We start from the raw sequence: 20565 nt of genomic DNA on the forward strand, positions 1-20565 counted from the left end.
AAAGCACAAATAGAAATATTTGTGCTTTTTTGTTTGTTTAAAAAAGAATTATTATTCGTTTATTTGTATTTTTAATGTTATACATAAGCTTTATAATCAACCCCATAAAAAAGACATGATGTGTAATATGATTCACAAAACCGTCACGAAATGTGTCGAAAAATATATTGTCGCTATACCATTTATTCTGTATATTTTTAAAAAAACATATACATATTGGGGAGATAATTTGATGAGCAAAAAATTATTAAAAACAGCTACAGCATTAACAATTATGGGTGGGGTGTTATTCTCAGCAGAGAGTAACAGTGTAAAAGCGGAAAGTGCACCGTTGCAAAAAACAAATACAATTGTATTTAAAGATGTACCAAAAGGACATTGGGCATATGAGGCAATTCATGAATTAGCGGAACAAGAAATTATTTTGGGATATGGCGATGGAATATTCGGTTTTGGGGATAATGTAACACGTGAGCAAGTTGCAGCTTTAATTTACCGTGTGTTTGATATGGAAGAACAAGATGAATATGAAAACCCATATGGAGATATTGATGAAAATTCAACAAGCTTTATCGAGGAGATATTGGCTTTAACGGAAATGGGAATTTTCCAGGGAGACGAGAATGGAAACTTTAGACCGAAGGCGACGTTAACGCGTGCGGAAATGGCACAAGTTCTTACGAATGCTTTTGACTTACAGGCCAAGGGATCTCATAACTTTAATGATGTTTCAGCAAATTCATGGGCAACGAATGCAATTAGTGCAGTACAAACAAATGGTATTACAATGGGAATCGGAGAAGGTAAATTCGGTCCGTCTATGAAGGTAACGAGAGAACAATACGCACAGTTTTTACATAGAGCAATATTGCATGATATGGAACAAGGGCAGTAATAAAGTTTAACTAGTCAAAGTGAAATTTAAAAATAATACAAAAAGGTCGTTGTTGTATAACAGCAGCCTTTTTTGTATGAAATAAAGCGCGAAAGAATGGCGTTTTGAAAAAAAACGAAATGAATTTTCAAAAAAAACTTCCTTTTCTGAAGATTTGTTATATAATATAAAACATGAAATCAAATCTGTTATAAAACAGTTTAAGAAGGGGATGCTAATATGTCGACGCAAACTTCACGGGTTACACTCGTTGGAGAAATGTTACCAGCGTACAACGAAATATTGACACCTGAGGTGCTTAGTTTTTTGAAGGAACTACATGAGAATTTTAATGAGCGCCGCATAGAACTTTTACAAAAACGTGTAGAAAAACAAAAAAGAATTGATGCAGGGGAGTTTCCGAAGTTTCTAGAAGAAACAAAACACATACGTGAAGCGGATTGGACAATTGCCAAGCTGCCAAAAGACTTAGAGGATCGCCGCGTAGAGATTACTGGACCGGTAGATAGAAAGATGGTCATTAACGCTTTAAATTCAGGAGCGCACCTTTTTATGGCGGATTTTGAAGATTCGAATTCACCAACTTGGGAAAATGCAGTTGAAGGTCAAATCAACTTACGAGATGCAGTAAAGGGAACGATTTCACATAAAAATGATAAAGGGAAAGAATATAGATTAAATGAGAAAACAGCTGTACTCATTGTACGTCCAAGAGGATGGCATTTAGAGGAAAAGCATATGCAAGTTGATGGGAAGAATATGTCGGGTAGCTTAGTAGATTTCGGCTTGTACTTTTTCCATAATGCGAAAGCTCTTTTAGCAAAAGGAAGCGGCCCATACTTTTACTTACCAAAAATGGAAAGTTATTTAGAAGCGAGATTATGGAATGATGTATTCGTATTTGCTCAAAAATATATCGGCATTCCAAATGGAACGATTAAAGCAACTGTGTTACTGGAAACGATTCACGCTTCGTTTGAAATGGATGAAATTTTATATGAGCTAAAAGATCATTCTGCTGGCTTAAACTGCGGAAGATGGGATTATATTTTTAGCTTTTTAAAGAGTTTCCGTAATCATAATAAATTCTTACTACCAGATAGAGCACAAGTCACGATGACGGCGCCATTTATGCGTTCGTATTCTTTGAAAGTAATTCAAACATGTCACCGCCGTAATGCACCAGCAATTGGAGGAATGGCGGCACAAATTCCGATTAAAAATAATCCAGAAGCAAATGAAGCAGCTTTTGAAAAAGTGCGTGCTGATAAGGAACGCGAAGCTTTAGACGGTCATGACGGGACTTGGGTTGCCCACCCTGGACTTGTACCGGTTGCAATGGAAGTGTTTAATCACATTATGAAAACACCGAATCAAATTTTTAGAAAACGTGAAGAAATATGTGTAACAGAAAACGATTTACTAGAGGTACCGGTGGGAACGATTACAGAAGAGGGCCTTCGCATGAATATTAGTGTAGGTATTCAATATATTGCATCTTGGTTAAGCGGACGGGGAGCAGCACCCATTTATAACTTAATGGAAGATGCGGCAACTGCTGAAATTTCAAGAGCACAAGTATGGCAATGGATTCGTCATGAAGGTGGAAAACTAAATGATGGTCGTAATATTACGCTTGAATTAATGGAAGAGCTAAAAGAAGAAGAATTAGCAAAAATAGAAAGAGAGATTGGTAAGGAAGCCTTTAAGAAAGGGAGATTCCAAGAGGCGACAACGTTGTTTACAGATCTCGTTCGAAATGATGAATTCGTACCATTTTTAACATTACCGGGTTATGAAATTTTATAAAAAATGAAAAGGGGATGGAACAAATGAAAAACGAAAGAATCGAGAAGTTACAAGAAAGCTGGGAATTAGATGAGCGTTGGAAAGGGATCACACGTCCATATTCGGCAGAAGATGTAATTCGCCTGCGCGGGTCAATTGATATTGAACATACGTTAGCGCGTCGCGGTGCTGAGAAGCTTTGGACATCGCTTCATACAGAAGACTATATTAACGCACTTGGCGCATTAACAGGAAACCAAGCGATGCAACAAGTAAAAGCTGGGTTACAAGCGATTTACTTAAGTGGTTGGCAAGTAGCAGCTGATGCAAACCTTTCTGGACATATGTATCCAGACCAAAGTTTATATCCAGCGAACAGCGTACCTGCTGTAGTAAAACGAATTAATCAAACGCTTCAACGTGCGGATCAAATTCAGCATATGGAAGGAAGTGATGATACAGACTATTTCGTACCGATTGTAGCAGATGCAGAAGCTGGATTTGGCGGACAATTAAACGTATTCGAACTGATGAAAGGTATGATTGAAGCAGGTGCATCAGGTGTGCATTTTGAAGATCAATTATCTTCAGAGAAAAAATGTGGCCATTTAGGCGGAAAAGTACTACTACCAACGCAAACAGCAGTACGCAATTTAATTTCTGCACGTCTTGCAGCAGATGTAATGGGAGTGCCGACAATTATCGTTGCAAGAACAGATGCGGATGCAGCTGATTTAATTACGAGCGATATCGATCCTGTTGATAAAGCATTTATTACAGGAGAAAGAACACCAGAAGGATTTTACCGTACGAATGCAGGTCTTGATCAAGCAATTGCGCGCGGTTTAGCGTATGCACCGTATGCAGACCTCGTTTGGTGTGAAACGTCAGAACCAAATTTAGAAGATGCAAAACGATTTGCGGACGCAATTCATAAGGAGCATCCAGGAAAGCTACTTGCATATAACTGCTCACCTTCATTCAACTGGAAACAAAAACTAGATGAAAAAACAATTGCAAGCTTCCAAAAGGAAATCGCATCTTATGGTTACAAGTTCCAATTCGTAACACTTGCTGGATTCCATTCATTAAATTACGGTATGTTTGAACTAGCACGTGGCTATAAAGAGCGCGGCATGGCAGCATACTCTGAACTACAACAAGCAGAATTCGCAGCTGAAAAACATGGCTACTCTGCAACACGTCATCAACGCGAAGTAGGAACAGGTTACTTTGATGAAGTTGCACAAGTGATTACAGGCGGAACTTCATCAACGACAGCGTTAAAAGGATCTACGGAAGAAGCACAGTTTACGAAATAAAAGGAAGGGGCACCTTTTTGAAGGGTGCCCCTTGTTATTTTCTAAACGATTCGAAAAGAGAGATTGAGTTGTCGGCAAAAAACGATACTTCCTTTTCTTTATTACTAAATCAACTCCACTCAGCCCTATGATCACGAATAAACTTCATATCTTTCTCATAATGCTCTAGATGTCCTTCATCAATCATTCTTTGGAAATTCAAGTCGCCTTCTTGCGCTTTTCGTTTCATATATGTACATAATCCTTCTAATCGAAGCAACACCATTCCTAAGTAATCTTCATCCATATTTTTATCATAGGACTGAACGAACAAATTCATTCTCTCTTTAATGCGATCTGCATGTTGCGATGAGTCATAATGAACGGCTTCACCGGATTCTGTATAATACACTCTACTTAAAGGCACACAAGTATAGAGTGTATAAGCGATATCCCATAGTCTTGGACCAGGAGCAACAACATCGAAATCAATAATCCCTACTGGCTTCTCATTATTAAAAATAATGTTATATATGGCAAAATCATTGTGACATAAAACCTCAATGTTATTTGGAGTGTGATCCATCGGTTTCCAATCATCTAATAACGGAAAATCACTTACAGCATCATGGTAAAGGCGAAGTATCTTTGCGATTTCTTTTAATACATCATTAGATCGCATATATTCTTTTAAAGGATAATTGCCAGCTTCTCCTTCAATAAAGGATAAAATCTCTCTATCCTTTTCATCTACACCTAAAAACTTTGGAGCATAATGAAATCCTTTGTTTTCTAAATGTTGCAATAGCTTATGAATCTTTTCACCGCCCGGCTTTAACTCTCGCCGAACAGTATTTTCAGAACGATATACGTTTGAGACGTTTCCCCCTGTTAGCCTTTCTTCTTTAGCGTAGTTTGACATGTGAAAATTCCCCCTGTGATTACAAAATCCAATTCCAAATAGTAAATAGACCAACAATGGCAGAAAAGAGAAGGCAAGTAAGGAATGCTAGACAGCCAAAAGGAACTAGCTTATCTTGCCATGTTTCTTTATACTCATAAATTAACTCCTCTGCTACTTTCTTCTGCACTGAAGATAAAGGTTGATCTTTATACAAACCTTTTAAATGGTTAGAATCACCTTTAAACTTTAAAGCACGTGCAATATGATGAGGATTATTTCCCATTGATTTTTCAAATAATAAACATGATTCATGCATAATATCTGTTTTATGCTCCTCTAGATACCAGTAACGTCCAGCCATTTCTGGATATTGTAATGTATAATAAATATCTCCGAGTTTTTTTCGAAGATGTAATTCATTTGGGTATGTAAAGATGAGGCCATGCAATCTATCTCTTGCTTTTCCAAGATTATTATTTTCAATATCCTCTTCAATTCTTTTTAATGTTTTTCTAGGAATTTTATTGGTCATAAACTCCTCCTTATTTGGAATAAAGATAATTATATTTTATAAGAAATACTAAAAATTAGAAATTCTATTTTCGAAAAAGATTGTACATTTTATTTTAATGTGCTATGATGATGTCAGTTGAATAGTTAAATTAAGCAATCCATATGTTATCAAGTGCTGAAAACGAACGAGAAAAAGTATGTGAGAACTAGTTTATGTTTCGTATTTGATAATGTGTGGATTCTTTTTTTAGACAGGAAGACTAAAAAAATTAAATTTGTATTTTCTTAGGAGGAAATAATCATGGCAGTAACAGGACAAGTAAAATGGTTTAACAACGAAAAAGGCTTCGGTTTCATCGAAGTTCCAGGCGAAAACGACGTATTCGTACACTTCTCTGCAATCGAAACTGAAGGTTTCAAATCTCTAGAAGAAGGCCAAAAAGTTAGCTTCGAAATCGAAGAAGGTAACCGTGGACCTCAAGCTAAAAACGTAATCAAACTATAATTTTATAGTTGATGATGGAAAAAAGGATGGCTAATGCCATCCTTTTTTTGTTGTGAGGAAAGTTTTTTCAGAGCCTGTTTTTATATCTAAATCTCTTTTTCTATGTTACAACGGGTGAAAAATTATCTGGAATGCGTATTAGTTTCTGTAGAAGAATTAGTTCAGCAAGAGCATTTGCTGCGTATGATAGTAAATAACTATAAATTTGTATTCTCTGTTGAAATGGGGAAATCTTTTCCAGATGGACCTTAAGTAACATCTTTTTTGTTAGTGTTGTTGTTGGAATTTTGTACGTTTTGAGATGATGTTTCTAACAGTTGTTCTTGTTCCTTACTAGGGGTATTCAGAGCATCTGAGGGGATGCTATTAACCTGCTGGCTTAATAGATTTTCTTTATCCATAGTATACAGCTCCTTTTTGGAATTCGATAAAAAGCAATGTAATTATAAAATGACCACTTATATATATTGTGTTTTTGAATGAAATTATATACAAAACTTATATTATAAAGTTAACTAATTAACGAATTGTTAGTGATGGATAAAGATGTACAAATTTGAATTGTTTAATAAAAATTAAAAGCGAGTAACAAGTACAAATACTATTTCTCATGTTTTAGATAAGGATCATATACAAATCAAAAAAGATGTAGAGAACCTTGGAAGAAAATATAGTTGTTTTTTAGGGTGAAGAAGAATAAATAAAATGATACTACAAATGTAAAAAGGCATTCCATAAAGGAAGGCCTTTTTATTGTTCTTGCCCTGATTTTTTCTTCTCACGTTTTTTACATTCTGGACATTTTGATTTACGAAACGGTTTAGCAAAGAATAGCAGAATGAAAAATAAACCGAATATAATGCTAGCTGAGTTTTTCACGATAATGACGCTGCTATTTTTCATTTGAATCGATGGTTGGATTTCTTTTTCTTCCATAGTAGCCCTCCATATATTGGATTTACATTTTAATTATAGCAAAGTTAGTTGTTGTAATGATGTGAAATGAGGAAGTGATTTCAAATATTTATAGTAGTATAAATGTTTTTTGTGTACATTATTATCTTTTTATTATTATATAGTTAATTTTAAATTTAAAGAATGGTTGATAAATAATAAATCTATGTAAAATAGTGGAATATGCAATCCGTTTTCTTTTCATAGGTGCTAAAATTATATATGCAGCTGCTAATATAAATGGAAAAAAGGAGATAATAGAGCATGGAAAGTAAAGTGGAACGCTATGTCGAAAATTATGTTGTAACGAAAAATACGATGGCCTTACTTCCTGTTATTCTAAGTGAAAAGAAAATTGTTACTCGAGTCGTTGAAATGAATGATTCTTTTTTCGTATTTCAAAAACCTCTAGATATTATAGAAAGAAGTTGCCGCAAGCATGGCTCTAGTTTCTTAGGCAGAAAAGAAGGAACGAAAGAGTTAACTCATATTACACATAAAGCACCGATTGCGATTAGTCCAGCAGATCAACTTTATTTTTTCCCTACCTATTCTTACTCTAGAAAAGAGTGCGCTTGGTTGTCTCATTTTTATATTGAAAGTAATAAAGAATTAAAAGATGGAAATCTTATTATTAGATTTATAAATGGCTTTGCTGTGAAATTAGAGATATCAAAAACTAGTTTTGAAAATCAACAAAATCGTACAGCGAAATTACGTACTGAATATGAAGATCGTAGGAAAAAACAAGGGAATCCTTGTTTTAAAGAGGTTGATAAAAAAGAGGAATCAACATTAAGACCCGCTTATGAGAGTGTGTATTTTGTGAAGGAAGGCGAAGTGTGAAAGGATGGGGGAATCCCCATTCTTTTTTGTTTATCCTGTTATTTGTGGGCAGTAAGACCCCCGCCTCAAAATTCAGCGAAAGCAAAGAAGTTAAGCGGGGGATCAACAAAATCCCCACTGATTAAAGTTTCACTTTATCAGTCTTTGTAGGTAAGGCGATATATTAGAAAAACCGAGTTGTAATTGTTATATTTAGAAAATCATCAGTGTAATTTCATTTAACGATAAAAATCGGAAAACCATCTAAATAACAAAACGAACGACATGTCCTGTCGAATATTGATAGATTATCATAGCTAAATAATGAAGGAATTCTTATGAAAGATATGGAAACTTTAATAAATGCATCTCCATATGTCGTATCTACCATTTCCTCTTTCATATAAGCGATGATACAGTAGGGATAGTATTTAGAGTAAAGGGGTAAAGTGTAGAATGGATTTTCAGACAATCAAAGAGTATTTTTCACCAGAAAATATGGATCATATTGTTGAGAGTTATAAAGCGTTCGGACCACTTCTTGGTATTGGTTTACCGATGATAGAGGCGTTGATTCCAGCATTACCGCTTATCGTATTTGTACTGGCGAATGCTGTTGCATTTGGCTTTTGGCTCGGTTTTCTTTATTCATGGCTTGGATCAGTAATGGGTGCATTACTTGTCTTTTTCATCATCCGCCATTTTGGTCGCAGTCGTTTCTTTTCGTTTGTAAATAAGCATGAGAGAGTACGAAAAGCAATGGGGTGGATTGAAAGGAAAGGATTCGCACCGATTTTTGTTATATTTTGTTTTCCGTTTACACCGTCAGCGCTCATAAATGTTGTCGCTGGTTTATCCCGAATTAGTGTAAAACAGTTTGGTCTAGCGTTAGCATTCGGAAAACTTGTGATGATTTTTATTTTAACGTATATCGGTCATGATTTAATGTCATTTATTCATAACCCGGTGAAATCAGTCATTGTAGCGATTGGTATTTTTATTTTATGGTATGTCGGTAAGAAAATCGAAGTAAAGTTAGAACTACATTAAGAATAGTCTTCTTTGTAAAGGAAAGCTTCAGTATTAAAGGATAAGGGGAGAAGCAGATGAAGAAAACTTTGAAAAAAGAAGGCATAGAGTGGATACGAACAATTTTAATTGGTGTATTATTAGCTGTATTTTTTCGAACGTTTTTCTTTTCAACGTATGTTGTAGAGGGGAAGTCAATGATGCCGACATTGCAAGATGGCAATATGCTCGTTGTAAATAAGGTGAGTTATCAAGTTGGGGACTTGAACAGATTTGATGTTGTGGTGTTTCATGCGAATAAAAAAGAGGACTATGTAAAGCGAATTATCGGTTTACCTGGAGATCATATTGAATATAAGCATGATAAGTTATATATAAATGGACAATTTATTGATGAGCCGTATCTAGAGAAGTATAAGAAAGAGATAAATGGAAGGCAACTAACAGGCGACTTTACATTAGAAGAGTTAACGAAAGAAAAGCTGGTGCCACCCGGGTTTATTTTTGTAGTAGGTGATAACCGGCTCGGGAGCTGGGATAGTAGACACTTTGGCTTTGTAAAAGCTGATACAGTCGTCGGTAAAGTTGATTTGCGATATTGGCCAATTCAAGAGGTACAAACGAATTTTTCAAAAGGTTGATATAATGAAGTAGAAGTATAGAAAAGACAAACAACTCAGTTTGTCTTTTTTCGTGTACTATAATACAATTATAGTAGCAAACTAACGTTCGTTATGTAAGTGAAAGGTGGGGTTACATGTCACTTCGATTTGTGATTGGTAGAGCGGGAAGTGGAAAAAGTACACTTTGTTTACGTGAAGTGCAAGAAGAGTTAAAACAGCGCCCGAGAGGGAAAACAATATTATATCTTGTGCCAGAACAGATGACATTCCAGACGCAGCAGGCGTTAATTGGAAGTGAGGATGTAAGAGGTTCTATTCGGGCACAAGTTTTTAGTTTTTCACGATTAGCGTGGAAGGTGCTGCAAGAAGTTGGCGGAGCGAGTCGTCTTCATATTGATGAAGCTGGTGTACATATGTTACTCCGTAAAATTGTAGAGTCTCGTAAAGATGGATTATCGGTGTTCCAAAAAGCAGCGGAGCAAAATGGTTTCTTTGAACATCTTGGCAGTATGATTGCAGAGTTTAAACGTTACAATGTAACGCCATCTAACGTATATGAAATGTGGCAACAATTAGATGCGCATAGTAGCAGTGCCGAACAAAAGTTACTAGCGAATAAAGTGTATGATTTACAGTTACTATACGATGATTTTGAACGTGCTTTAATTGGAAAATACTTAGATTCAGAAGACTACCTGCAATTGCTAGTGGAAAAGCTTCCGCAGTCTGAATATGTAAATGGTGCGGAAATTTATATAGATGGATTTCATTCATTCTCCCCGCAAGAGTTAGAGATTGTAAGACAGCTTATGATTTGCGGAGCGAGAGTTACGATCACGTTAACGATAGATGAAAAAACGTTAGCACAGCCAGTAAATGAACTCGATTTATTTTATGAAACGACGTTAACGTATGAAAAAATAAAACAAGTAGCGCGTGAAGAGAAAATAGAAATTGAAAAAACAATTCCACTTATGGAACAGCCGCGTTTTCATTCTCCGGCATTAGCGCATTTAGAAGCTCATTATGAAGCGCGTCCGAATGAAAAATTTAACGGTGAAGCGAGTGTAACGATTAGTACAGCTGCGAATTTACGAGCGGAGGTAGAAGGTGTTGCTCGTGAAATTCGTAAACTTGTTGCGGACGAAAAATATCGTTACCGAGATATTGCAGTGCTTCTTCGTAATGGGGAAAGTTATTACGATGTGATGCGAACGTTATTTACAGATTACAATATCCCGCACTTCATCGATGAAAAGCGCCCGATGTCACACCACCCATTGGTAGAATGTATTCGTTCTGCACTCGAGATTATTAGTGGGAATTGGCGTTATGATGCGGTGTTCCGTTGCGTGAAAACAGAGCTTTTATATCCATTAGACGTAAGAAAAGAAGCGATGCGTGAAGAAATGGATGAATTTGAAAATTACTGTTTAGCGTACGGTGTACAAGGAAAGAGATGGACTGCTGAAGATCCATGGATGTATCGCCGTTATCGTTCTCTTGATGATACGAACGGGATGATTACAGACAGTGAACGTGAAATGGAAGAGAAAATAAATAGGCTACGTGACGTTGTAAGAACACCTGTTATTCGCATGCAAAAAAGGTTAAAGCGTGCAGGAACAGTTATGCAAATGTGTGAAGCAGTTTACTTGTTTTTAGAAGAACTGGATGTTCCGAAGAAACTAGAAGAATTACGTATACGTGCAGAAGAAAGTGGAGATTTCTTATTTGCGACAGATCATGAACAAGTATGGGAAGAAGTAATGAACCTTCTTGATACATTTGTAGAGATGCTTGGGGAAGAGAAAATGTCTCTTTCTATGTTTACTGACGTTATGTCGACAGGTCTTGAGGCACTTCAATTTGCTAACATTCCGCCTTCATTAGACCAAGTGTTAATTGCTAATATTGATCACTCCAGATTATCTGATGTGAGAGCAACGTTTATTATAGGTGTAAATGAGGGTGTCATTCCAGCAGCACCTATGGATGAAGGTATGCTTTCTGATGAGGAAAGAGAAGTTCTTGGTGCGGCAGGGATTGAATTAGCGCCAACGACGAGACAAACTTTGTTAGAAGAACAGTTCGTTATGTATCAAATGGTAACGAGAGCATCTGAGAAGTTATACATTTCATGCCCGCTTGCAGATGAAGAAGGAAAGACGTTACTTGCGTCTAGCTTTATTAAGAAAATAAAAAGAATGTTCCCTAATGTGAAAGATTCATTTATTACGAATGACGTAAATGATTTATCACGTTCAGAACAAATTTCATATGTAGCAACGCCAGAAGTAACGTTATCTTACGTTATGCAGCAACTACAAACGTGGAAGCGATACGGATTTGAAGGGAATTTAGACTTTTGGTGGGACGTATATAATTTCTACGTAACTTCAGATGAATGGAAACAAAAAAGTAGCCGCGTCCTATCAAGTTTATTCTACCGAAATCGTGCGAAGAAACTAAGTACAGCAGTAAGTAGAGATTTATACGGAGATATAATTAAAGGAAGCGTCTCTCGTATGGAACTATTTAATCGTTGTGCATACGCTCATTTTGCGCAGCACGGTTTATCGCTTAGAGAGCGTGATATTTTCAAGCTTGATGCGCCAGACATCGGCGAATTATTCCATGCGGCATTAAAGAAAATTGCGGACAAGTTATTGCGTGAAAACCGTACTTGGGCGGATTTATCTATAAAAGAGTGTGAGCATCTTTCTGTTTTAGTAATAGAAGAAATTGCGCCGTTATTACAACGACAAATTTTATTAAGCTCAAACCGTCATTTCTATTTAAAACAAAAACTACAACAAATCATTTTCCGTACGTCAATCATTCTTCGTGAACATGCGAAGTCAAGCGGATTCGTACCAGTTGATTTAGAAGTGCCGTTCGGTATGGGTGGTACAGGATCACTTCCGCCAATGGAATTCTCATTACCAAATGGTGTAAAGATGGAAGTAGTCGGCCGTATTGACCGTGTTGATAAGGCAGAAGATGAAAACGGGACGTTCTTACGTATTATTGATTATAAATCAAGTTCAAAAGCGTTAGATTTAACGGAAGTTTATTACGGATTAGCACTTCAAATGTTAACGTATTTAGATGTTGTTACTTCGAATGCACAGACGTGGATGAAAAAAGGCCACGCAGCATCACCAGCTGGTGTATTGTATTTCCATATTCATAACCCAATCGTTGAGATGAAAGGTGACGCATCTGAAGCTGAAATTGAAAAAGAAATTTTAAAGAAATTTAAAATGAAAGGACTCGTATTAGGAGATGCTGACGTTGTTCGTTTAATGGATAACAAACTTTCAACAGGAAGCTCAGATATTATTTCTGCTGGCCTGAAAAAAGACGGTAGCTTTAGTGCGCGTTCAAGTATTGCAAGTGAGCAAGAGTTTAACGTACTGCAAAAATATGTACACCATACGTTTGAAAATATCGGAAAAGATATTACAGAAGGTGTTATCGATATTGCTCCTTATAAAATGGGAAATAAAGCAGCATGTACGTTCTGTAACTTCAAATCTGTTTGTCAATTTGATGAGTCACTTGAAGATAATCAGTTCCGATCGTTAAAAGATATGAAAGATAGCGAAGCGATGGAGAAAATAAGAGAGGAGGTTGGCGGAGAATGATAGAAAATTGGCCTAAAAAACCAGAAGGTAGTCAATGGACAGATGACCAGTGGAAAGCTGTTGTAGCGAACGGACGTGATATTTTAGTTGCGGCTGCAGCTGGATCAGGTAAAACAGCAGTATTAGTTGAACGTATTATTAAAAAGATTATTAATGAAGAGAACCCAGTCGATGTCGACCGCCTGCTCGTTGTAACATTTACGAATGCAGCAGCACAAGAGATGAAAAACCGAATCGGAGAAGCGTTAGAAAAGGTATTAATTGATGAACCAGGCTCTCAACACGTAAGAAAGCAGCTGAGCCTATTAAATAAAGCTTCCATTTCAACAATTCACTCATTCTGTTTACAAGTAATTAGAGGATATTACTACATGCTTGATGTTGATCCTCGTTTCCGTATTGCGAATCAAACAGAAAATGAATTGTTAAAAGAAGAAGTGCTAGATGACATATTAGAAGAAGAGTATGGCATCGAAGATAATACGATATTCTTTGAACTCGTTGATCGTTATACGAGTGACCGTAGTGATGATGACTTACAACGTATGATTTTAGCGCTTCATACAGAATCAAGAGCGCATCCAAATCCGGAAAAATGGCTTGATAAATTAGTAGAAGCATATGACGTAGAAGGAAAGACAATTGAGGATTTAGTATATGCTTCTTATTTATTAGAAGATGTGAAATTCCAGCTTGAAACAGCGGAACAGCATATTCGTAAGGCAACTGAACTCGCAATGCTTCCTGACGGTCCAGCGCCTCGCATTGAAACCCTGCAAGCAGATGTAGCTTTACTTGGAACGCTATCATCAGCTGCTCGTGAGTCGTGGACAAGTTTGTATGAAGCGATGCAAAACGTATCGTGGCAAACGTTAAAGCGTATTAAGAAAAGTGATTACAATGAAGATGTTGTAAAACAAGTAGACTCTCTTCGTAATAAAGCGAAAGATGAAGTGAAGAAATTACAGGAAGAGTTATTTAGCCGCAAACCTGAAAGTTTCTTACGAGATTTTCAAGATATGCACCCAGTATTAGAAAAGCTTGTTCAACTTGTAAAAGTATTTACAGAGCGTTTCCAAGCGATGAAGCGAGACAAAGGAATGGTCGATTTCACAGATTTAGAGCATTTCTGTTTACAAATTTTAAGTGAACAAAGTGAAAATGGTGAAATGAATCCTTCAGCAGTAGCGCTTCAATATCGTAATAAATTTGCTGAAGTGTTAGTCGATGAATATCAAGATACGAACTTTGTACAGGAATCCATTATTAAATTCGTAACGAAAGATTCTGAGAGTGAAGGAAACTTGTTCATGGTTGGCGACGTAAAGCAGTCAATTTATCGTTTCCGACTAGCCGAACCAGGCTTATTCCTAGGAAAGTATAAACGCTTTACGCAAGAAGGATCGGGCGGCGGAATGAAGATTGACTTAGCGAAAAATTTCCGTAGTCGTCATGAAGTGCTAGCAGGAACGAACTTCATCTTCAAACAAATTATGGGCGAAGAAGTTGGGGAAATCGATTACGATGCTGACGCTGAATTAAAGCTAGGTGCTAGCTATCCAGAAGGTGAAGATGTAGCGGCAGAGCTATTATGTATTCAGCAAACGGAAGAAGAAGTAATAGACGGTGAAGAAGGTGCAGAAGTCGAAAAAGCACAGCTAGAAGCTCGTCTTATGGCGCAGCGTATTAAAGCGATGGTTGATTCAGGTTATGAAGTGTATGATCGTAAAACGGATAGTATGCGCCCTGTACAATACCGTGATTTCGTTATTTTACTCCGCTCGATGCCGTGGGCGCCGCAAATTATGGAAGAGTTAAAATTGCAAGGAATTCCAGTATATGCTGACCTTGCGACTGGTTATTTTGAAGCGACAGAAGTAAATATTATGATGAACGTATTCCGCGTTATTGATAATCCGATGCAAGATATCCCGCTTGCAGCTGTACTTCGTTCACCGATTGTGGGACTAAATGATGAAGACCTTGCGACGCTTCGTGCTCATGGGAAGAAAGGGTCATTTTATGAAGTAATGAGCTCGTTCTTAAAAGGAGCACCGCTTGAAGAAGAGCAAGAACTTCATGATAAATTAGAGTGGTTTTATAATTTACTGCAAGGATGGCGTGAATTTGCCCGTCAACAATCCCTTTCTGATTTAATTTGGAAAGTGTACGGTGAGACAGGTTATTACGACTTCGTTGGCGGTTTACCAGCAGGAAAGCAAAGACAAGCAAACTTACGCGTACTATATGACCGTGCAAGACAATATGAAGCAACATCATTTAGAGGATTATTCCGCTTCTTGCGTTTTATTGAACGTATTTTAGAACGCGGTGATGATATGGGTACGGCAAGAGCTCTCGGTGAACAAGAAGACGTCGTTCGAATTATGACGATTCATAAAAGTAAAGGGCTAGAGTTCCCGGTCGTATTTGTAGCTGGACTCGGTCGTCGTTTTAATACACAAGACTTAATGAAGCGTTTCTTACTGCATAAAGATTTCGGTTTCGGTTCACAATTTATCGATCCGCGTAAACGAATTAAATATACTACATTATCGCAACTTGCAATTAAACGCAAAATGAAAATGGAATTAATCGCGGAAGAAATGCGTGTATTATATGTAGCATTAACGCGTGCGAAAGAGAAGTTAATTTTAATCGGAACAGTTAAGGATGCAAATAAGGAAATGGAAAAATGGCTTGATGCGAGGGAACATAATGAATGGTTATTACCAGATCACATACGTGCCGGAGCGTCTTGTTATTTAGACTGGATTGCACCTTCATTATATAGACATCGTGATAGTGAAATGCTTCTTGAATTAGGACAAGGAAGCATTCCGGATGAAATTTACGGGTATGACACTAGCTGGAAAGTAGAAGTTGTGGACGGTAACACGCTACTTGCACCAGAGCCAGTTCAAGAAGAGAAACAAGAATTGTTAGAAGCGCTTCGTGAGAAAAAGGCTGTTCCCCTGCAAAGTGAACGGAAAGAAGAAGTGTACGACAGATTAATGTGGAAGTACGGATATGAGGATGCGACATCTCATCGTGCGAAGCAATCTGTTACAGAAATAAAGAGAAATTATCAATCTGAAGAAGGTAGCGATAACGCCTTTATTAAAAAACTACGTGCACCAATTAAAACACGTCCGCGCTTTATGGAGAAAAAAGGGTTAACGTACGCAGAGCGTGGAACAGCAGTCCATGCCGTTATGCAGCATGTAGATTTGAAGAAACCGATTACGGCCGAAACGCTACAAGAACAAATCGCAGGAATGGTAAATAAGGAATTATTAACATTCGAGCAGGCGGAAGAAATAGCAATTGAAAAAGTAATTTCATTCTTTGACAGTGACTTAGGTAAAAGGGTATTAGCGGCAAAAAGTGTAGAGCGTGAAGTACCATTTACGATGATGCTTGCAGCAGAAGAAGCATATCAAGATTGGCAAGGGAAGAGTGAAGAAACGATTCTTGTCCAAGGGGTTATCGACTGCATGATTGAAGAGGAAGATGGCATTACGTTAATCGACTTCAAAACAGATACGATTGAAGGGAAATTCCCAGGCGGATTCCAACAAGCAAAACCAATTTTAGAAGATCGATATAAAGTGCAACTTTCGTTATATGCAAAAGCACTCGAGAAAAGCTTACAACATCCTGTCAAAGAGAAATGTTTATACTTCTTTGATGGGAATCACGTTGTAAATATTGAAGGATAGACGACAGAAAGGGGCTATAAAAAATGACAACGTTAAAAACTTGTGAACAGGGACACGAGTACTATAAAAGTAGCGATTGTCCAACTTGCCCAACCTGTGAGAAAGAGAGGAAACCAAAAGAAGGTTTTCTCTCTCTTCTTTCAGCGCCAGCAAGAAGGGCATTAGAACACCATGGAATTCAAACTGTAGAAGAACTCTCAAAATATAGTGAAAAAGAAATTTTAAAACTGCATGGTATGGGACCTGCGTCTTTGCCGAAGCTTAGACAAGCTTTGGAGGAGAGCGGATTATCATTTAAATAAAATGAAATAGTGCCTCTTCACTACTTACTTGTTTATACTACTATTTGTGAACAGTAAAGCTCTTGCTGATTAAAATTTCATTCTAATAATTTGAATTAGATAAAAGAAAAAAGTAGGAGAATATCTCCTACTTTTTTTACGCTGTTCCAATCTGATCTTGATCCGCCACATCAGAATCAAATGTATTTGTTGCACTAACACCGCTAAAAGTATTCACAACAAACCCAACATTGGAAGCTCCAGATCCGTTATAGGCTTTCGTGTTTTCTTTCGGAGACACGTTATAAAAATCTCCTAAGTTGAAAGAGCCGTTACTGTTTTGAACGACGAGATTTCCTACAACCGAAGGCATACCATCCACCTACTTTACTAAGCTTTTTAATTACTATATGAATTATTGTGCGGAAGGTTCATCTGTAATATATTGGCGGATTTGCATAATACGAGAGTTATTAAAAACATAATCAACATTTCCAATTTGAAAGCAACCAGAATTTAAAAGTGTCCGTAATTCAACGTTATTAACTTCAATAAAAGGGCATTCATTTACAATATTTAATTTTACATCTGTCGTTCGTTTTGGAATTGTAATGTGTTCATCTGTAAAGATTTCAAAAGCATCAAAACGACCTTCTCCCCTTATATAACAAGGAATTTCACGGTGGACGGCAAGAGCTCTACTTTTTAATTCCATTTGGTTTGCATCTCCAACTTGCAATACGGCAGTAATCCCTAAAGAAATAATAGAAACATTTTGGACAATGGACACATGATGCAACATAATTTCTCAGTCTCCTTAACCTGGAGTAGGAGGGACATCTGTTACTAATGGTACAAATGGACCCTCTGTAACTGTTTCAAATGGTGTATCGAGAATAGAAGATAGAATGAGGAGATTTGCATCTCCAATTAAAAAGAGTGCGGACGATGATACACCGTTCATTTTAATCTGTCCGACTTTTAACTCACGGTTTACAACGTTAAGGTTCATACATACTTACTCCTTTCGGAAATTTCCCGGTATGTGCTGAATAAAGGAGAGAAAGGCTTTGTCAATATCTTGTTTCATTGCCTGAATAATGATATCTCGTAAATAATCTGGATCTGTTGAAATACCTTCATATGATTGAACTTGTGATAAATAATAAGGGAGTCGATGCTCCATCTGTTTTTTTATGTCATCCACCATCATTTGTCGATACATTTCATCAAGCGGTGTTCTCTCTTCTTGTTCAAAATGTAGAATACGATTATATGCTTCTTCATCTAAGTATCGATGCATTTCTTGAAGGATACCTTGATAAAAGTCTGGGTTTGTTTCGGTTTCAGGATTTACCTTCAATGTTTCTGTATCCACTTGAAAATCTTCAATTTGTTGTCCTTTTGCTGAAAATGGATTTAAACCAATATTTAAAGTACCATTTAAGTTTTCGACTTTTAATTGATCGAATTTGTATTCCACTTTTCCTACAGAAGAGGAGGGGCGATTTTTTAATTCGTTAAGCTCTTCTTGGAGTTGTCGCACTTGATCTTCTAAATTCAGGATGGCTGCTTGTTGTGTTTGAAGAGCTTGTTGGAGTTGGTGTAAGTAAGTATATATATCTTGATTCATTTGTGAAACCTCCTTTTCAATAGGGAGGGTAAAAATATTCCTGCTATATATTTATGACAAGGATGTCTTAAGAAGAACTAGTTGATGGTTTGATAGAAATAATTTGTCCTTTTGCCTGTAATGGGCGAAGTGGCTCCGTAAATCCGCCTGTATTTGAAAATTTAGATAGGGCTTTAATACTTCCGGCAGTACCAATTTGGAATACAGAAGAGGTTGTGATGCTATCAATTTTAATACTGTTGATGATGATACTTTGGTTTACATAAAAATTCAATTCAATTGCCTCCTTTAAGTTGAGCCAATTATCGCTTGATCGATTACATCTGAATCGTTGACAGTCGTTGCACTTTGATAATTGTAGACAGAAACATTATCTCCAACGTTGAAAGAACCGGCCCCGGCGAAAGCACGTGAGTAACTAATAGGCCTAATCGCAAATACATCTCCAATATGAAAAATACCACTTGATCCAATATTGACGATACGAATATGTCCGACCATAGCTGGCATACAAAACACCCTTCGTTTTTAAAATTTTCTTTTCTACTATTGTATGGGCGTTTCCAATAAAATGTGTGTTTTTTTGAAATAAAAGAAACACACGCGTTATTGCGTGTGTGTGTTGAACGTTTGAGTAGGGTGTAAATCCGTATGTACATGACAAATTACATTTAAGAGCCTGTCCAGTTCTTGGCTACAATCCACTGTTCTTTGAGAAGTCATTCCATAGCGTTCAGCAAAATAGATCATTTTTTCACGTTTTTTTTCAATAGCTTGCTCAAACATTGAAATCGGCTCCATCTCTAAATGAAATTTTTAGTATATATGTAGTACATATTATACAAAAAAATCATAAAAAAGAAATGCCTTCGCTAAAAAAAGTAAAATTTCTACATTTTATGCTAAATAATGAATAAGTAACGAATAAGATGCGAGAAGAATATTGTAAAAATTAGCGTGCATGAGAAGGTTTTTTTCTTGCGGATGCGAATACAATTAAAGGGTATGAGTTTTAGGATGGAGAGTGGAAATATTGCGTTTTGTAACGGCGAAGAAAGAAGAAAAGGTATTTGTAGGTATTGTGGATGAAGAAGAAGAAAAGGTATTACACTTAAGAGAAGCGCAAAGACAAAAAGGGGAAAAGGTTACAATCCCTATTACAATGTTAGAGTGTATTGAAAGAGGGACTGAATGTTTTGAGAAAGTATGTGAAATTGTAAATTGGGCAAAAGAGAACGGGGAAGCGGCGTATTATCCGTTAACAGAGGTGAAAATATTAGCGCCGATTCCAAGGCCAAGAAAGAATATTTTGTGCGTTGGAAAAAACTATCGTGAGCATGCGGTAGAAATGGGCGGAGTAGAGTCTATTCCAGAAAATATAATGATCTTTACGAAAGCACCAACAACAGTTATTGGGATAAATGAGCAAATTAATGGTCACCCTCACGCAACGGACGAACTAGATTACGAAGGAGAACTAGCTATCATTATTGGTAAGCGAGGGAAGCAAATTAAAAAAGAAAAAGCGCTTGAGCATGTTTTTGGTTATACGATTATAAATGATGTAACAGCTCGAGACATTCAAAGAAAACATAAACAGTTTTTCCTTGGGAAAAGCTTCGATACATTTTGTCCGATGGGACCGTATTTAATTCATAAATCGGTGGTTGAAACGCCGAATGCATTACACATTGAAACGGTAGTAAATGGAGAAGTAAGGCAAACTTCCAACACAAATAAAATGATTTTTTCAATAGAAGAAATTATTTCAACGATAAGCAAAGGAATGACTTTAGAACCAGGCGATATTATCGCAACAGGAACGCCGGCTGGTGTCGGAAAAGGTTTTACACCACCGAGGTTTTTACATGCTGGTGATGAAGTGGTCATTACAGTGGAAAGAATTGGTACTTTGCGAAATGTAGTGAAATGAGAAAAGAGC

General features: G+C 36.9%; 22 protein-coding genes. 11 read left to right on the forward strand and 11 right to left on the reverse strand.

Annotated elements, in window-relative coordinates:
- The first annotated feature begins 127 nt into the window (after positions 1-127).
- From MRP26_RS10270 to aceA, 3 genes are all read left to right on the forward strand, one after another.
- Positions 128-895, forward strand: a complete 768-nt coding sequence (locus tag MRP26_RS10270; RefSeq protein ID WP_141241103.1) for an S-layer homology domain-containing protein — start codon at positions 128-130, stop codon at positions 893-895.
- 219 nt (positions 896-1114) lie between these two features.
- The gene (aceB, locus tag MRP26_RS10275; protein ID WP_053565044.1) at positions 1115-2704 is read left to right on the forward strand and encodes a malate synthase A; all 1590 of its coding nucleotides are present in this window, start codon (positions 1115-1117) and stop codon (positions 2702-2704) included.
- Between the two features lie 23 nt (positions 2705-2727).
- Positions 2728-4005 (forward strand): isocitrate lyase, encoded by a 1278-nt coding sequence (aceA, locus tag MRP26_RS10280; protein ID WP_082188049.1) that lies wholly within the window; start codon positions 2728-2730, stop codon positions 4003-4005.
- A gap of 109 nt (positions 4006-4114) precedes the next feature.
- On the opposite strand, the gene MRP26_RS10285 is transcribed toward aceA, so the two are convergent.
- Both MRP26_RS10285 and MRP26_RS10290 read right to left on the reverse strand, forming a co-directional pair.
- Positions 4115-4906 (reverse strand): phosphotransferase, encoded by a 792-nt coding sequence (locus MRP26_RS10285; RefSeq protein ID WP_197242082.1) that lies wholly within the window; start codon positions 4904-4906, stop codon positions 4115-4117.
- A gap of 19 nt (positions 4907-4925) precedes the next feature.
- Positions 4926-5420, reverse strand: a complete 495-nt coding sequence (locus tag MRP26_RS10290; RefSeq protein ID WP_197242083.1) for a DUF6584 family protein — start codon at positions 5418-5420, stop codon at positions 4926-4928.
- A 282-nt stretch (positions 5421-5702) separates the two neighbouring features.
- Between MRP26_RS10290 and cspA the strand changes: the two genes are divergently transcribed.
- On the forward strand, positions 5703-5906 hold the full coding sequence (gene cspA / locus MRP26_RS10295) for an RNA chaperone/antiterminator CspA (RefSeq protein WP_000301522.1): 204 nt from the start codon (positions 5703-5705) through the stop codon (positions 5904-5906).
- 248 nt (positions 5907-6154) lie between these two features.
- Here the strand turns inward: cspA and MRP26_RS10300 are convergent, their stop codons facing one another.
- Entirely contained in the window at positions 6155-6307 is a 153-nt protein-coding gene (locus tag MRP26_RS10300) for a hypothetical protein (protein ID WP_071740672.1), read from the reverse strand.
- Positions 6308-6656: 349 nt separating this feature from the next.
- Complete coding sequence (locus tag MRP26_RS10305; protein WP_000391373.1) at positions 6657-6842, reverse strand: hypothetical protein; 186 nt, start codon at positions 6840-6842, stop codon at positions 6657-6659.
- Between the two features lie 282 nt (positions 6843-7124).
- Between MRP26_RS10305 and MRP26_RS10310 the strand changes: the two genes are divergently transcribed.
- From MRP26_RS10310 to MRP26_RS10335, 6 genes are all read left to right on the forward strand, one after another.
- Positions 7125-7706 carry a competence protein ComK gene (locus tag MRP26_RS10310; protein WP_000444443.1) on the forward strand — a complete coding sequence of 194 codons (582 nt, stop codon included), beginning with the start codon at positions 7125-7127 and terminating at the stop codon, positions 7704-7706.
- Positions 7707-8141: 435 nt separating this feature from the next.
- Entirely contained in the window at positions 8142-8735 is a 594-nt protein-coding gene (locus tag MRP26_RS10315; protein ID WP_000347517.1) for a TVP38/TMEM64 family protein, read from the forward strand.
- A 56-nt stretch (positions 8736-8791) separates the two neighbouring features.
- Positions 8792-9355, forward strand: a complete 564-nt coding sequence (lepB, locus tag MRP26_RS10320; RefSeq protein ID WP_000751897.1) for a signal peptidase I — start codon at positions 8792-8794, stop codon at positions 9353-9355.
- Between the two features lie 116 nt (positions 9356-9471).
- On the forward strand, positions 9472-12987 hold the full coding sequence (addB, locus tag MRP26_RS10325) for a helicase-exonuclease AddAB subunit AddB (RefSeq protein ID WP_053565038.1): 3516 nt from the start codon (positions 9472-9474) through the stop codon (positions 12985-12987).
- Positions 12984-16709 carry a helicase-exonuclease AddAB subunit AddA gene (addA, locus tag MRP26_RS10330; RefSeq protein ID WP_064532884.1) on the forward strand — a complete coding sequence of 1242 codons (3726 nt, stop codon included), beginning with the start codon at positions 12984-12986 and terminating at the stop codon, positions 16707-16709. Before addB ends, addA begins: the two co-directional genes overlap by 4 nt.
- A gap of 23 nt (positions 16710-16732) precedes the next feature.
- On the forward strand, positions 16733-17011 hold the full coding sequence (locus MRP26_RS10335; RefSeq protein ID WP_053565036.1) for an RNA polymerase alpha subunit C-terminal domain-containing protein: 279 nt from the start codon (positions 16733-16735) through the stop codon (positions 17009-17011).
- A gap of 136 nt (positions 17012-17147) precedes the next feature.
- Here MRP26_RS10335 and gerPF read toward each other — a convergent pair whose 3' ends face one another.
- From gerPF to MRP26_RS10370, 7 genes are all read right to left on the reverse strand, one after another.
- Complete coding sequence (gene gerPF, locus MRP26_RS10340; RefSeq protein ID WP_001141570.1) at positions 17148-17363, reverse strand: spore germination protein GerPF; 216 nt, start codon at positions 17361-17363, stop codon at positions 17148-17150.
- A 42-nt stretch (positions 17364-17405) separates the two neighbouring features.
- On the reverse strand, positions 17406-17792 hold the full coding sequence (locus MRP26_RS10345) for a spore germination protein GerPE (RefSeq protein WP_000902329.1): 387 nt from the start codon (positions 17790-17792) through the stop codon (positions 17406-17408).
- Positions 17793-17807: 15 nt separating this feature from the next.
- Positions 17808-18002: a spore germination protein GerPD gene (gene gerPD / locus MRP26_RS10350; RefSeq protein ID WP_001052807.1), complete on the reverse strand. Its 195-nt coding sequence runs from the start codon at positions 18000-18002 to the stop codon at positions 17808-17810.
- A 6-nt stretch (positions 18003-18008) separates the two neighbouring features.
- Positions 18009-18623: a spore germination protein GerPC gene (gene gerPC / locus MRP26_RS10355; RefSeq protein ID WP_001070761.1), complete on the reverse strand. Its 615-nt coding sequence runs from the start codon at positions 18621-18623 to the stop codon at positions 18009-18011.
- Positions 18624-18690: 67 nt separating this feature from the next.
- The gene (gene gerPB, locus MRP26_RS10360; protein WP_001012508.1) at positions 18691-18897 is read right to left on the reverse strand and encodes a spore germination protein GerPB; all 207 of its coding nucleotides are present in this window, start codon (positions 18895-18897) and stop codon (positions 18691-18693) included.
- A gap of 14 nt (positions 18898-18911) precedes the next feature.
- Positions 18912-19133, reverse strand: a complete 222-nt coding sequence (gerPA, locus tag MRP26_RS10365; RefSeq protein WP_001111187.1) for a spore germination protein GerPA — start codon at positions 19131-19133, stop codon at positions 18912-18914.
- Positions 19134-19229: 96 nt separating this feature from the next.
- On the reverse strand, positions 19230-19409 hold the full coding sequence (locus tag MRP26_RS10370; protein ID WP_000462857.1) for an aspartyl-phosphate phosphatase Spo0E family protein: 180 nt from the start codon (positions 19407-19409) through the stop codon (positions 19230-19232).
- A gap of 247 nt (positions 19410-19656) precedes the next feature.
- Here MRP26_RS10370 and MRP26_RS10375 point away from each other — a divergent pair, with 247 nt between their 5' ends.
- Complete coding sequence (locus MRP26_RS10375; protein ID WP_064532885.1) at positions 19657-20556, forward strand: fumarylacetoacetate hydrolase family protein; 900 nt, start codon at positions 19657-19659, stop codon at positions 20554-20556.
- Positions 20557-20565: the final 9 nt, after the last annotated feature.

Source organism: Bacillus sp. CCB-MMP212 (assembly GCF_022748145.1).
Classification (GTDB): domain Bacteria; phylum Bacillota; class Bacilli; order Bacillales; family Bacillaceae_G; genus Bacillus_A; species Bacillus_A cereus.